Annotated in this window: 15 protein-coding genes and 1 pseudogene; 9 read left to right on the forward strand and 7 right to left on the reverse strand. The window is 63.3% G+C overall.

Annotated features, from left to right (window positions below):
- Nucleotides 1-21: 21 nt before the first annotated feature.
- The 4 genes and pseudogenes from K7W03_RS24150 to K7W03_RS24165 all read right to left on the reverse strand — a co-directional run.
- Nucleotides 22-939, reverse strand: coding sequence for a TrbC family F-type conjugative pilus assembly protein (locus K7W03_RS24150; protein WP_226870465.1), 918 nt, complete (start codon nt 937-939; stop codon nt 22-24).
- Nucleotides 911-2,002: a conjugal transfer protein TraN gene (traN, locus tag K7W03_RS24155; protein WP_222887542.1), complete on the reverse strand. Its 1,092-nt coding sequence runs from the start codon at nt 2,000-2,002 to the stop codon at nt 911-913. The genes K7W03_RS24150 and traN overlap by 29 nt, the downstream gene beginning before the upstream one ends.
- Nucleotides 1,999-3,948 carry a hypothetical protein gene (locus tag K7W03_RS24160; RefSeq protein WP_222887543.1) on the reverse strand — a complete coding sequence of 650 codons (1,950 nt, stop codon included), beginning with the start codon at nt 3,946-3,948 and terminating at the stop codon, nt 1,999-2,001. Before K7W03_RS24160 ends, traN begins: the two co-directional genes overlap by 4 nt.
- Before the next feature lie 295 nt (nt 3,949-4,243).
- Nucleotides 4,244-4,576 (reverse strand): annotated as a pseudogene (locus tag K7W03_RS24165) (TraU family protein); the annotation flags it as partial.
- Here K7W03_RS24165 and K7W03_RS24170 point away from each other — a divergent pair.
- Complete coding sequence (locus tag K7W03_RS24170) at nt 4,576-5,427, forward strand: hypothetical protein (protein ID WP_222887544.1); 852 nt, start codon at nt 4,576-4,578, stop codon at nt 5,425-5,427. The pseudogene K7W03_RS24165 and the gene K7W03_RS24170 sit on opposite strands and share 1 nt — an antisense overlap.
- Nucleotides 5,424-5,996 (forward strand): lytic transglycosylase domain-containing protein, encoded by a 573-nt coding sequence (locus K7W03_RS24175; protein ID WP_025548409.1) that lies wholly within the window; start codon nt 5,424-5,426, stop codon nt 5,994-5,996. Before K7W03_RS24170 ends, K7W03_RS24175 begins: the two co-directional genes overlap by 4 nt.
- 317 nt (nt 5,997-6,313) lie before the next feature.
- On the opposite strand, the gene K7W03_RS24180 is transcribed toward K7W03_RS24175, so the two are convergent.
- On the reverse strand, nt 6,314-6,637 hold the full coding sequence (locus K7W03_RS24180) for a hypothetical protein (protein WP_025548408.1): 324 nt from the start codon (nt 6,635-6,637) through the stop codon (nt 6,314-6,316).
- A 149-nt stretch (nt 6,638-6,786) separates the two neighbouring features.
- Here K7W03_RS24180 and K7W03_RS24185 point away from each other — a divergent pair, with 149 nt between their 5' ends.
- On the forward strand, nt 6,787-7,671 hold the full coding sequence (locus K7W03_RS24185) for a DUF1206 domain-containing protein (RefSeq protein WP_222887545.1): 885 nt from the start codon (nt 6,787-6,789) through the stop codon (nt 7,669-7,671).
- 57 nt (nt 7,672-7,728) lie between these two features.
- A complete protein-coding gene (locus K7W03_RS24190) occupies nt 7,729-8,025 on the forward strand; it encodes a hypothetical protein (protein WP_226870466.1) in 297 nt (98 codons plus the stop codon).
- Nucleotides 8,026-8,229: 204 nt separating this feature from the next.
- Here the strand turns inward: K7W03_RS24190 and K7W03_RS24195 are convergent, their stop codons facing one another.
- Complete coding sequence (locus tag K7W03_RS24195) at nt 8,230-8,988, reverse strand: ZIP family metal transporter (RefSeq protein WP_025548404.1); 759 nt, start codon at nt 8,986-8,988, stop codon at nt 8,230-8,232.
- 214 nt (nt 8,989-9,202) lie between these two features.
- Between K7W03_RS24195 and K7W03_RS24200 the strand changes: the two genes are divergently transcribed.
- The 4 genes from K7W03_RS24200 to K7W03_RS24215 all read left to right on the forward strand — a co-directional run bounded on the left by K7W03_RS24200 (nt 9,203) and on the right by K7W03_RS24215 (nt 12,306).
- Entirely contained in the window at nt 9,203-9,688 is a 486-nt protein-coding gene (locus tag K7W03_RS24200; RefSeq protein WP_025548402.1) for a VOC family protein, read from the forward strand.
- A 128-nt stretch (nt 9,689-9,816) separates the two neighbouring features.
- Complete coding sequence (locus tag K7W03_RS24205; RefSeq protein ID WP_025548400.1) at nt 9,817-10,644, forward strand: SDR family NAD(P)-dependent oxidoreductase; 828 nt, start codon at nt 9,817-9,819, stop codon at nt 10,642-10,644.
- A gap of 8 nt (nt 10,645-10,652) precedes the next feature.
- Nucleotides 10,653-11,507: an SDR family NAD(P)-dependent oxidoreductase gene (locus tag K7W03_RS24210; protein WP_222887546.1), complete on the forward strand. Its 855-nt coding sequence runs from the start codon at nt 10,653-10,655 to the stop codon at nt 11,505-11,507.
- Between the two features lie 16 nt (nt 11,508-11,523).
- Nucleotides 11,524-12,306, forward strand: a complete 783-nt coding sequence (locus K7W03_RS24215) for an SDR family NAD(P)-dependent oxidoreductase (protein ID WP_025548396.1) — start codon at nt 11,524-11,526, stop codon at nt 12,304-12,306.
- 157 nt (nt 12,307-12,463) lie between these two features.
- Here the strand turns inward: K7W03_RS24215 and K7W03_RS24220 are convergent, their stop codons facing one another.
- Nucleotides 12,464-12,739: a hypothetical protein gene (locus tag K7W03_RS24220; RefSeq protein WP_065846175.1), complete on the reverse strand. Its 276-nt coding sequence runs from the start codon at nt 12,737-12,739 to the stop codon at nt 12,464-12,466.
- Nucleotides 12,740-12,923: 184 nt separating this feature from the next.
- Here K7W03_RS24220 and K7W03_RS24225 point away from each other — a divergent pair, with 184 nt between their 5' ends.
- Nucleotides 12,924-13,634 (forward strand): GntR family transcriptional regulator, encoded by a 711-nt coding sequence (locus K7W03_RS24225; protein WP_082718674.1) that lies wholly within the window; start codon nt 12,924-12,926, stop codon nt 13,632-13,634.
- Nucleotides 13,635-13,889 lie beyond the last annotated feature (255 nt).

A 13,889-nucleotide genomic window follows, 5' to 3' on the forward strand; every position in this document is an offset into this window, starting at 1 on the left:
AGTGCTGTGCTAGAAATCATCTCAGCGTGGCTCCCCTAGCTTGGAAAGGATGTCAGCGAGGACCGCTTTCATGCCACCCTCCTCTTTTCCGCCCAGACGGGCATAGGTTTCGAGCATTCCGGCGAGTGCCGCGTCGCCATAGACGAGGTGGCCGGACCTGGCCGATGCCGGACCTTCCTCCTCCCGCTCGCAATAGGGCTTGGTCGGATCACCCGGCAGCATCCCGAGTGCAGGCACACGGGCCACGCCATGCTGGCGGAACAGGATCGGATCGACGATGAGCTGGACATCGCGCATCGCGCAGGCCGGCCCTTCGCAGACCGGATCGAGCCGGAGTATCTGCGCAGAGAGCTTCGCCATGGGGCCGACCCGGGTCAGGCCACCCGGCATACCGCGGAAGGCCAGCACGCCACGCGCCCGTTCAAGCTGCCCGGCATAGGTCCGCAGCGTAGCGAGCGGCATCGACGATGAGACGAAGAGAACCGGCACCCACGCGCCTGGGGCGCTCGGTGCGACGGCCTGCGCCACCGCCATCGTCGATGGCGCCTCAAGCCCCAGCGCCTCCGCCAGCCGCTTGCTCATCTCCTCGCGATCCCGCGCAAGCTGGGCTTCGCCCGCCTTTCGCGCCGCGCGCGCCCGTTCCTCAAGGCGTGGATCGGATGTGTGCGAGCGAAGGGCGTCGAACGCGCGTCTGCGCAATGCCGGGGATGGCGCGGAGATGTTGGGAGAGGAAACCGGCTTGCCCGCGTTGCCGCCATTGCGCGACCGTGCTCGCGCGTCCGCGAGTTCGTCCATGGCCTTCTTACCCTCGGCGGTTGAAGCCACTTTCGCCTTGGGCTGGGCTATTTCCGTTCCGGGCTGCGCCGCGGCGATCGCGCATCCGGCAGTTACGGTGAGGGCTGTGATCAGCCTAGCGCTGAACGGCATTGAGATAGGCATCGACGCGCTCCTCCATGTCGGATTGGATGAGATCGGCCGAGCGGGCTTCGATCTCGGTGTAATATTCGCTGAGGTCCATCTTGCTGAAGTCGAGGGCCTGGAACTCCTGCGCGGTGAAGCCGCGGCAGTTGGGCGACTTCACGTCGCCCCAGCCATTGGCGAACGCCTTCAGTTGCGGGCGACCCTGCTCCTGGATGATGCGGCCGAGCTTGCTGTTGAAGCAGCACTGGCTCTTCGCCTTCTGGACGCAGATCCCGAGGATCTTGGACGAGCAATAGGTGCCGACCTCGTGGCACATGCCCGAGCCCCGCAGCATCCCGGCCTCCATATCCTGTTGGTCACAGCCCTGGAGCAGCACCTCCATCATGAAGTTGATGGCAAGGCTGATGGCGATGGAAGTGGGATCGATGCCGACGATGAGCGCATTGGCGCCCGCGCTCGCGGCCTGGCTCGCCGTCGCGCCCGCCTTAAAGGCGGTGTAGGCGGCCTTCATGCCGGTGAACACGCCCTTGGCGATGGCGATCTTGGTGCCGATCGAACCGATCGACGACCCCATCCCATCATGCAAGATCTTGTCCTTGTCCTTGCAGCAATTCTGGAAGGTGACGCTGAGGCCCGGCGGGCGGCAGCGTAGCTTGCGCCCGCCGAAAATTTCGATCGTGCCAAGGCAATTGCCGTCCTCGTCGACCTCGCCATCTGCGGCGGTGCCAGGATCATCGACCAGCACCTCCTCTTCAACTGGGTTGGCGCCGGTGTCGATGCAGCTATGGGGCGAGCAGCTCGGCGCAGAGACGCCGTCGGCCGACAGGCAGGCATATTGGCTCCCAAGCGGACAGGCATAGCTGCCGGCGGTGTCCATCGTGCAGGCCGTCTGCTCGATCGGGCAGAGGTGATCGCCGCCTGCGCTCGCCGTGCAGCTAGCGATCTCGCCGTCGTCGGCCGCATCGCCATTGCCGTTGAGATCGGCGGCGCAAAGCCATTGCTGCGCATGGGCGAGCTGGGGCTGGCCGCAGGTCGCCAGCAGCAGCGTCGCCCAGGCGATAAGAGATTTGGGCGCCCTCATTGCGCACCTGCCGTGCAAACCAGGTCCGCGCCTGCGAGCCGCACCGTCTGCATCATGGTCACGGCTTCGGGAAAATCGTCAAGGCAGCCGCAGGCCGAGACGATCTCCTCGCCATCGCCTGCCGGACAGACATTGTCGGCCGAGCAGGCATGATAATAGCTGTCCCAGCCCTGGGCCGAGGTCTGGAGTTCGCCCACCACGCCATCGGGAGCGGCATCGCTGTTGGTCCTGGCTTTCCGCGTCTTGCAGATCGGTTCGCAAGCCGCGACGCTGTCCTGCGTCGGCATCGAGAAGGCGCGGGAGGTCTCCTGGACGCTGCCATCGGCCGCTTGAATCCGGTCGTTGAGCACCGTCTCGGTCGAGCGGTCGATGATATAGGCGGCGCGGGAGAGGTCGGGCGTAGCCTGCCCGCCTGTGTCGATGATGCAGGCGTAGCGCCTATCCTTCCGGAAGAAATCGCGGGTCAATTGGACAGCGCAGCTGCCCGTGCCCAACGTCCGCGTCTGGGGCAGTGGCAAGAGGCCAGTGCCGACCCCGTTGTTGAACGTCACAACGTCATCGACACTCTCGCTTTTGAGGCGGCATTGCGGGTCCGCGCCGTAGCCTGAGCATAGATCGACCAGTCGCTCGGTCGTCTCGCAGCCTGTGTCCACCTGCACTTCGAGCGTGACATAGCCCCAATTCCCACCACCGCCGCCTCGCACGCGCGCGCCGACGACCGTCGCGCCGCTGGTCAGCTGGGATGTGATGTCGATGGCAGTCCTGTTGTACCAGGGGTCATCGCTGATGCGACAATCGCCCGATGGCAATGCTTCGCCGAGCCATGGGCGCTTTCCCGCATAGCCGACAATCTTGCCGTTGACCCTGGCCTGGACCCAGTCGTCGGCGCCCATTTCGACGATGCGAGCGGATTTTATCCGAGCAGGCGCCAGTGGCTCGAATGTTGCGCTGTAGATGGGCGGTACGCTGCCGCAGCTGCCCGAGCCGCGGATCTCATAGCGCCGGCAGTCGGTGCCGCAGCTCGTGACCTTGCTGACCGACCCGCGCACGGCCACTATGTCGTCGAAACGCCATTCCTTGACGGCGACCTCGCGCTCGATCGAGCAACTGCGGACCTGCTCGGTTTTGCCGCTGCCTGCGGCAGACCCGGCCAGAGCCTGAAAGACGCTGCTTGCCTGCGAGACGGAAGTGGCGTCGCCCTGAATGTCGGTCGGGTTGCTGCGATAGCGCGTCGCTGAAATTTCGGGCTGCGCAGTGCAGGATGTGGTCTGCGCTCCGGTATAGCGGATCATGGCCCCCTCAACCTGCGCCTGCGCGACACCGATGCGCGGATCGGCGGTCGTGAGGGCGCCCACCACGCCGCCGCCCAGATCCTTCAGAACCTCCGAGATATTGCCCCAGGCGAGGTTCGTCCCGCAGCTGTTGTTGATACAGTAGCAGCCCGACAGGCTCGTCATCTGGGTTTGCGCGAGGTTGATTTTGAGCGCGCCATCGACCGCCCAGCCATAATAGCGGCAGCCTTCCCAGGTGCCGGGATTGCAGGCGATGACGCCATTGGCGCAAATGCCGGATACCGGCACGGGCAGCAGGGTCTGGCTGTCGAATCTGCCGTCGAAGTCGCGATCATGTGAGATGCGGACCTGGGTTAGATCGCCAGTGCTGCCCGGCTGCACCAGCAGTTCAAGCAGCGTCGAAGTCTTCTGGCAACTGAGGTTCGCGATGAACCCGGTTTTCCCATCGACTGTCGTGATAGCCTGTCCGCTGAGGCCGGGCGTCACATAGTTGGATTGCAGAGCGTCGCTCGACCCCGTGCGGGCGCGGGAGACCGTAGCGGCGGACCGGGCGCGATCCTTGACGCCTGGCTCCGTCACCTGCGCCATGGCCGCCATCTGGAAGAGCAGGGGCGCGCCGAGTGTGGCGATTGCAAGGCGAGATTTCGCGCTCATCTCGGCCCTCCCTCGGTTGTGCGGGCGCCGCGCCGGAGTCGGAAGAGGGCACCAGATGGAAGGCGGAAGGCAGCCTGGCCCTCGAAAATGGTCAGCGCGGCCGTGAGCGCTGGGCGAGGAGAGGAGGCGCCCTGGCTCATGGGGGTTACGGCCGCGCTGACCGGATTTGGAGCGGCGCCGTCTGGGGGCGTCGGCGCCGCTCCTGCATCACGCACGTCCTGCCGGCCTTGGGGGCTGTGGCGGGCAGACCGGGAGGCCTGTCGGCCGTGCGCGGTGCATCTTGTGGGCGACCTGCTCATGGCGCCGAAATCCCGGCGCAGCAGATCACCTTTTCGAAAAGCATGAATTGAGCATTGTCCTTGGCCGGTGCGTGCTTGGCCGAAGACCAGAGCGCTCCGGGACGACCGATATTGACGCACTTGCCGCCTTTGACCGGCTCCATGATCTGAAGCTTGTAGCGGCTCTTGGTCCAGATGGGCTGCGCCTTGAACGAGCAGCCATCGGCCGAAGAGATGGTGAGTGCGCCAAGCCGCCCCATCATGAATGTGCCGCGCGCGGCTAGTCCCGCCCAGGCCTCGACGCTGTCGCCAAAGTGGATGTCGCCAGCGACCGGGTAGGTCGAGCCCCATGGGGATCGCCCGGCAGGCGGAATATGCGGTCGTCGGTTTCGGGCGACAGGAGAGTGGACGCGAGGTCGTCAGGCTGGAAGATCAGCAGGGCCGAATCATCCTTTGGGACCCCCGCCGAACGCGCGCTTCCATGGTCAGCGTCTTCAACGTACAGGACCGGGGCCTCGCAAAGGGTGATCGAATCCAATGGCGCCTGGCGACGAAGGAGCTGGGACTGAAAAATGCCGAGCGGGGCACGGTCGAGCGCATAGAGAACGAGCGGGCCACGATCCGATGGGATCGAACGGGCGAACGACAGGAGATCGACTTCTCGAAATACAAGACCTGGGATCACGGCTATGCGGAGACGGTCTACTCCTCGCAGTCGAAAACCTACCCGCGGGTCTTTGTTCTCGCTCCCGTCGACTCCCCGCTGGTGACGGGGCAAAATTTCTACACCGCGATCACTCGTGCCGAATTTAGCGTGACGCTCTGGACCGAGAACCGGGCGGACCTCGCGGAGAAATTGAAGCGCAATTCCGGCCAGAAGACCTCGTCCCTGGAAGGGCTGGACCTGATCAAGCGAAGCGGAACGGAAGCACGGCTCGAAAGGGAAGCCGCCCGCATTCAGAAAGAACACGACCTCTATGACGTGCAGCGGCGTGAACTGGCCCTTCTGCGCACCGAACGCAGAAACCGTAATCGAGGGAGCGAGCCCAAGGGTCTGGCCGGCGCAGGGCTTCGCGCAACGGAAACCCTCACGGCGCTCATCGAGCGCATGCTTCGGAACCAGCCGCAGCCGGAAATCTCCCAGCCCAAACAGCCGGATCGGACGACCGAGGTGCGCAGGGACCGAGGGCGCGACCGATGATCGGGCGGTGTTGTGCAACGCTTCTGGCCGGCGGCTTCGCTTCCACGCTGATCGTTCAGGCAGCGCCAGCTTATGGTGAGGCGAGGGACCTGGACATGCTGGCGGCGGAGAAGGCGATCAATCAATGCATCCATCGGGCAGCTTCCGGCCGGCCATGGCTTGCCCAAACCCTGCGGGCCTTGAGGAAGCGGGAGGGGGGATGGATTGGTGCAGAAGTCAGGAATAGGGATGGTTCCGTCGACCTGGGGCCGATGCAGGTCAACAGTTGGTGGGTTCCTCGAATCGCCCGAATGATCGGGCGGAGCGAATCGCAGATCAAGTCGTGGCTGCGGGATGATCCGTGCTTCAATGTCGATGCGGCCCGCTGGATATTTCTCTCAGCGCTCCACGACGTAAAGGATTTCTGGCGGGCAGTGGGCATTTATCACAGCCCTACCCGCTGGCGACAAATGCGATATTCGCGAAGCATCGCCTCGATCATGTTGACCCAGCGACAGGCGTTCGTCGCCTCGCCATTGCGGGAACGAAAATTCAGGAAGTCACATTTGGTTATTTTCGGACCTCGCTAGCGTTCGCACTTCGAACGGTTCGGCACGGCCGACAGCGAGAGTGACATTTACAGAGCTTATAGGTGACTTTGGTTTGTGTACTCTTCGCGTAGATAACAGCCTCCCACGGCTTCCTCGCGGCAGATTGGAGCCTCCCTGTAAAAGGCGATGCGCGTTGCTTTCAGATCGGACGTGGATTGCCCCATCCACGCCCGTTTGACATTCGTTCCATAGCGTTCCAGAGTGTCGCTTGCCGCAACTGTTGGAATTTTGTTGGAAACTACGACAGGGGCGGCAGAAAAATAGCTTATTTTTCAATGTTGTACCGGGCAATTGGGTTAGTCGGTGCAATATTCCCAGCGCCCGGCATTGCAGGCCGCGACGGCCCGGCGCCATTCCGCCATTCTCTGCGCATATTCGCCGCGGGCGTCGGCATAGCTGTCGCGATCGCCTTGTGCCTGGCGGTAGTTGCGCATGATCCTGGCGTCGCGCTGACGGACATAGGCGAGCTGCTGCTGATTCATCCTTCTGATGATCGCGCTGTCGCGTGCGCGTGCTGCGGCGCTGCGCATCGTCGGATCATTGGGGTCGTCCGCATGCGCCGTCACGGGCAGAAGGGCCGCACCTATCGCAAGCGCCAACGCACAGGATCCAAGCTTCATGAATGCGCCCCTCTTTATCAGTCGCCTTCCTTCGCGCGGGAGAGGGCGCAAGGCAATCGATTTGCGATAAATGGAGGGCGCCCAGCAGGTTTCCGACCTGCTTCCGCATGTGCAGCCTGGCAAATGCGGCTGAGGCAACTTCACGGGCGATGCCGCGTTACCCTGCTTCCAATGCGATGGTGAAGATGATGAACGGCACGGAGAGTTATGGCGAACGTCTGACGATACTGGCGCGCATAGGGTTCGCGGCGCGCGGGATGGTGTATCTTCTCATCGGACTGTTCGCCATAGACGTCGCGCGCCACGGCGGCCAACCAAGCGACAATCAGGGCGTTCTCGGCTCCCTTTCCCAAAGCAGCCTGGGGTCGTTCCTGCTCCTGCTCTGCGCGGCAGGTTTCGCGGGCTATGCGCTCTGGCGCTTGATCGAAGCCGCTCTCGACCCCGAACATCGCAGCCGCAGCCTGAAGGGAAGGCTGGAACGTGCAGGCTATGCCATGAGTGGAATCGTGTACGGGGCACTCGCCCTGGCGGCGGTCAACCTGGTGCTTCGCAAGGCGCCGGCAGCCGAAGGAAGTCCCGGCGACCGGACGGCGCAAGGCTGGTCCGCCTGGCTGCTCGATCAGCCGGGCGGTCAGGCCGTGCTCGTCATTTCCGGGGTCATATTCTTCTTCATTGCGCTCGCACAGGCGGTAAAGGCCTGCCGGGGCCGTTTCGACGAACTTGCGGCCGATGTGCCGGTGCCGGAAGCCGTGCGCTGGGCCGGACGGATCGGCTATGCGGCCCGCGCCATCGTCTTCGCCATGATCGGCTGGTTCGTGATCAACGCTGCCTTGCATGCCGATCCCGACGAGGCAGGCGGGTTGGGCGCGGCCCTCAGGCAGCTCCGCGATCAGGAGCATGGGCCGCTGCTGCTCTTCATCGTGGCGAGCGGGCTCGCGCTGTTCGGCCTGTTCAGCATTGTTGAAGCGCTATATCGCCATGTCAGGATCGACGGTTCGCAGCTTCGGGAAATTGCCCGGACGGCCAGACAATGAATGGAAAGGGAACAAGAATTAAGGCCTGATTGTTTCCCCAGTCTCTTAAGGAGGAGGATGGAGATGGTAGAAGTTCACAGGGATCGCTATACGGATGACCGTGTCGTGGTTCATAAACATCGCGGCGGGCGGACCGTTGCGATTGCCTTGATCATCGTTCTGGCGATTGTCGGAATATTGTTCGCAACCGGCTTCTGGAAAGCCGATGTTTCCGGTGGAGATGTTCCGGAGGTCAGTGTGAAGGGCGGCGAACTTCCCAAGGTGGACGTCGATTCCAAGGCGGTCGTCGTCGGCACAAAGAAGGAAACCATCGATGTGCCGACGGTGGGCGTGAAGGATAATGGCGAAGAATAAAGGCCGATTGTAAATTCAGCACCGGCGCCCTGTCCCGAAAGGGACGGGGCGTTTTGTTATGGCAGGGGGCCTGCCTTCCCTTGCGAAGTCGTCGGCTACCCGCAAGCATGAGGGTTGGACGCCGTGTCGTGCATGGGCGTCGGTCCTGCATGTGTAACCGGAGATGAACGAGGCTGGCATTTTCCCGTTCATCTGTGGCCACGCTCACTCCAGCTTCGTCAATATGAAGGCAATCAGGAATCCCGCGACGGCGATGAGGCCGGAAAATTCATGCGCTTCCTCCGTCGCTTCCGGAATCATCGTGTCCACCAGCATGGCGAGAATGGCTCCTGCTGCCACGGCGGTGGTGGCTGCGATCAGATCCGGGTCCGCGCCCGCCAGAGTGATGTAGCCGATCAGCGCGGCCAGACCGGAAGCCAAAGCGATAGCTCCCCAGACGCCAAAGATATAGGCGGGGCCCCGACCCGCCTTCTTCATTCCCGCGGCGCTGGAAAGGCCTTCGGGAACGTTGGAAAGGAACACGGCGATGACCGTGACCATGCTGACGCCGCCGCCATGCAGCAGACTCACCCCTATGACCACGGACTCCGGAATGCCGTCCAGCAAGGCGCCGACGGCAATCGACAGCCCGGAATTCCCGGCAGCCGGCGCCTGGCTCTCGTGCGGGTTCGAACCCGACCGTTTACGATGCCGGGCACCGGCCCGCGACACGGCCACATTCGCAATCGTGTAGACGACCGCCCCGGCCAGAAATCCGAAGGCGGTGGAATCGAAGCCGCCGCGAGCATAGGCATCGTCCATCAGGTCGAAGGCCACGGCCGAAATCAGCACGCCCGATCCAATCGCCATGATCGCGGCGATCAGCCGTTGCGGAAGATCTGCCACATAGGCGATGCACGCGCCTATCAACAGCGCCGATCCGCCCACCAGGCCCCAAAATCCCGCTTCCAAGGCTCCATGCATCGATGCTCTCCCTCATTCTGAAACGGCAAGGGGCGATAAAGGATGCTGGGGCCGCCCCATTTCACGGCGCGCCTATGTCGTCCATGCGCGCTTGCTGGACGACCGCTGGGCCAGGGCGTCGCGCTGCCGAAACCGCCCAAGACCGGCTCGCTTGCCAGCATAGGTTCTTGATAGTACCTATCTTGGCATAAGGTACGCAGCGGCGGAGGACAGGGTGCAGAATTTCTTCAAGGGCTTTTTCCAGTTCGGCTATGTCACCCGCGACGCGGACGCCGCTGTTGCCGCGTTCCGCGCGAAGTTCGGCCCGGTCGAGTTCATGGTGAACGAACCGCCGGCGATCGACGGCCGACCGGCGCCGACGCGGCGGATTGCGCTTGCATGGATCGACGAGGTGATGACCGAGATCATCGAACCCGATCCGATGCAGAGGACAATCTATGACGATCATGTACCCGCTTTGGCGGGGCCGATACGGCTGCATCATTTCGGTTATCTGATCGACGATCATCAGGCGATGCTCCACCGGCTTCGGGGCATGGGCTATGATGTACCGATGGCGGGTTCCATGCCGGGGGTGCTGGACTATAGCTATGCCGATACGCGCCGCGATCTGGGCCTATGGTCGGAATTCATCCGTCTGGAGGAGGCCGGCAAGGCCTTTTTCGACGCAGTTCCGCGCACGATAACAGGCAATTCATAAGAACGATCGTTCTATATATCTGGCGAATTTCCGTTCACCTTCATATCCATGATGGAATCCCCAGTAATATTGATCATCTTCATGGCCATATAATAAACTTGGTGAAATATCATCGAGTGGAGAGAGCCGTGCAGCCCATATTGGCGGACAAGGTGGCTGTCGTGACGGGCGGCGCATCGGGCATCGGCAAGGCGACAGCCGAGTTGCTCGCTACGCAAGGCGCGGCGGTGGTGATTGCCGATCTGGACGAGGGCAATGCACGCTCCGCGGCGGGGGCCATTGCAGCGGCCGGCGGACAGGCGTTGGCGCTACGGGTCGACATGCGCGACGAAGCGCAGGTCCGGATGATGGTCGATGAGACCGTGGCGCGCTTTGGGGGTGTCGATCTGCTCGACAACACCGTGTCGTACAACGCGCCCGATCAGACCGGTGCCGATGGCGAGATTCATGAGATGGACGTCGCCATCTGGAACCGCGCGCTGGAGGTCAATCTGCGCGGGCCGATGCTGGCCGCCAAATATTGTATCCCGCAGATGTTGAAGCGCGGCGGCGGGGCGATCGTCAATATTTCGTCCACCGCCGGCATATTGTCGCTTGGCACCGTTCCCGCCTATGCGGCTTCGAAGGCGGCGGTGCACAGTCTGAGCCAATCGATCGCCACCGCCTATGGCAAGCGGGGAATCCGCTGCAACACGATAGCGCCGGGCTTCATCGACACGCCCACGACGCGCAATATGGGCGACCGGTTCTTCCAGATGACACTGGACAATAATGTGCTGCCTTATCTTGGTCGGCCGGACGATATTGCGCAGGCCGCGCTGTTCCTGCTGTCAGACGCGGCCCGTTACATCACGGGCCAGTTGCTGGCGGTGGACGGCGGACAGACCATCCACCTGCCGGTAGTGGCGGACATGTGGCGCATGACGGCGGGCAAGCCGCTGATCGAAACAGCTTGAGGAGGGAAATGATGCAGACGCATGGGCGCCTGAGCGGCAAGGTGGCGGTCGTCACGGGCGGCACGAAAGGCATTGGCCAGGGCATCGTGCTGCGTTTCCTGAAGGAAGGCGACGCAGTGGTCTATTGCTCGCGCAGCCCGGAAAATAATCGGGAGAATGAAGCGCTGATCGCGCAGCTTTCCGGCGCTGCGGAACGGGCGCAGTTCGTCGCCGCCGATGTCGGCAACCGGCAACAGATGGAAGATCTGGTCAATAATGCGGCCGAACGATTCGGGCGGCTCGACATCGTCGTCAACAATGCGCAGGGGATCGCGCCTGTTCGGTCGATCGAAAACAAGCCCGACGCCGATTACAGGATGACGCTGATGACCGGCTTCTACCAGTCGCTCTGGACCAGCCGCGCGGCGGTTCCGCACATGCGCAAGGTTGGCGGCGGGCGGCTGATCTATTTTTCCAGCCACTGGAACATCTGGGGTCAGCCCTATGCCAGCGATTACAACATCACCAAATCCGCCAATGAAGCACTGACGCGCAGCGCCGCACGAGAATTCGGCAAGGACAATATCACTGTCAACTGCATCACGCCGGCTGGCGACAGTTGGGCCTATAAAAGCTGGGCCGACCAGAACAGGGAAATGGCCGAAGCCAGCGTGCGCCAATTCCCGATGCGTCGCATGGGCGATTGCGAGATCGACATTGCCGGCGCGGTGCTGGGGCTTTGCAGCGACAATGGCCGCTTCATCACCGGGCAGGTCTTCTGCGTCGACGGCGGCGCATGGGCGACCGCGCCGCTCCAGATGCATGAGGAAGGCACCGACATCCACAAGGAGCACAGCCAGGCGGCCGTCGAACTGACGGCCTGAGCGCGGGGAGGACAGGATGGGATTGATCGAAGGGCAGGTCGCGATCGTTACCGGCGCGGCCAATGAAGTGACGCGGGGCATCGCCCTCCGTTTCGCCCGTGAAGGCGCAAAGGTGGTGCTGGTCGACAAGGATGACGAAGCGGCACAAGCGGCCGCCCGCCCTATTCCCGGCGCGGAGGCGCGCAGCGCCGACCTTTCCGACCCCGAAGCCGCACGGGCGCTGGCCGATGCGGTAGTGGGGGCGCATGGCCGGATCGACATAATGCTGAATGGCGCGCACGCGGCGCTGAAATGGGACCGGCTGGCGGACAGGCAGGGGGCGCCCGACTTCACCGCAGCGTTCAATGACGTGCTGCTGAGCGCGATCAACATGATGCAGGCGGTCTATCCGCACATGAAAGCGGCGGGCGGCGGGCGCATCGTCAACCTGGGTTCGATCTACGGTCCGACGGCGAATGAGGGCGTGACGGATGCCGTCACCATGGACTTCGCGCTGACGGGCCTTACGCGGTCGGCAGGCGTCGAATGGGGGAAGGATGGCATTCTCGTCAATTTCCTCCAGCCGGCGGTGCCGGACATTGCGATCTTTGCGGATTATCGCGCGAAGAAGGGCAAGAGCGTCGATACGCTGATCGCCAATATGGCGATGCCGCGCCTTGCCGACCCGGTGGAGGATGTGGGCGGGGCGGCGATGTTCCTGGTTTCGGACGAGGCCTGCTTCATCCTGGGCCATCGCGCGCTGGCGGACGGCGGCCAGCATCTGACCGCCGCGGTCTTCGAACCCGGTGCGCAGCGGTGAGCGAAGGCGGGGCCGGCATCCCAAGCAGGCAGCCGGGCAAGTTCGTCCAGCTCCGCCATCTGGCGCCCGACGAGGGGTTGCGCTTTTCCGGGCCGGGATAAGATGCCGAACGCAATGGCATGACGCGCATGATGCGCCATGCCATTTTCCGGCCCGGTCAGAGCTTGTTGAGGTCGGCTGCGGTCAGGCTGGTGACCAGTCCCTTTTCCCCATTGGACAGGGTTGCCGCCGGTATCGACACGAAGCGGCCCTTGTAGATGATCTGTACCGAGGTCGGGGCGCCCTCGGCATTCGCATTGACGCGATCGATGAAGCCGACGCGGACGCCATCGGCCGTCTTGACCATCGTGCGCGCCTTGATGACGGGCGCGTCCTGCGCGGCCACCGGGCTGGAAAGGGACAGGGCAGCCGCAAGAGCAAAAATATACTTCATATATGCCTCATGATCGTTTGCCCGCGCGCTATCATGCCGGCCGGCAGCAAACAAAATGAATCCGATCCGTTCAGCATGCCATCGCCTATCTGAAGATTGCCGTGGTCATATCCTCATGCCTGCAATTGGCACGGCGGCCCGGTTTGCGTTGAAACCAGCCGCGATTGGGAGCATGGAGCTTTGCATGCAGAAGGAACATGAATATGCCGACGGGGAGCTGGAGGCGTCTGGGCATTTCGAACCGCTGACCCGGCCGGAGGCGCTGACGGAAATGGTTGCCGAGCGCCTGCGCAATGCCATACTTTCAGGCGCACTGGCCCCCGGCACTCATTTGAGCGTGCCGGAGATCGCGCGGCAATTGGGGGTTAGCCGTACGCCTGCGCGCGAAGGACTGATCGCGCTGGAGCGGGAAGGGCTGGTCGAACCCCGCGCCAGGACCGGCGTAGCGGTGATCGCAGGCGGCACGCCCGACATTCTCGATCTGCTCGACATTCGGGAAGGGTTGGAGATCATGACCGTGCGCCGTGCGGCCGAGCGCATGGATGCGGAAGGCGTTGCCCGGCTCAGGGCGTTGTTCGCGCAGCATGAGATCGTGGTGGAGAAAAGCGACCTGGCTGCTCATGTCGAACTCGACGCCGCCTTTCACGGCATGATCCGCGAGGGTGCGGGCAATATGCGGCTGGCGCGGCAACTGGTGCAGATCGACCAGCAATTGCGGGTACTCAACAGCCGGCTCTCTCGCGCCCGTGGCTGGAGCGGGCGGGCCGTGCTGCGGGATCACAAGGCGATCATCGACGCGATCGAAGCCGGCAATCCCGACGCTGCCGAACGGCATATGCGGGCGCATATTGAGCGCACCCGCGCATTCCAGTTGCAATCCGCCGGCCAGGACTGAGGCTGCGACCCCTCCGTATTGGCCGATCCCGGTTGTGGCTCCGCTCGTGGCGCTGGGCCGCCCTATGTGGACTATTGCCACCGCTCCGCCGAAGGGACGCCGCCATATAATGGATAGGCGATGTTTTGGACGCGGATATGGCGACGCCGCCCCTCTGCATGTTGCATGTATATGGACAGGCGAGAGGAAGCGGGATGATTCGGTTGGACGGGCGGGTCGCGATCGTCACGGGGGCGGGGCGGGGCATGGGCCGGG

Source organism: Sphingobium sp. PNB (assembly GCF_019873065.1).
Lineage (GTDB): Bacteria > Pseudomonadota > Alphaproteobacteria > Sphingomonadales > Sphingomonadaceae > Sphingobium > Sphingobium fuliginis.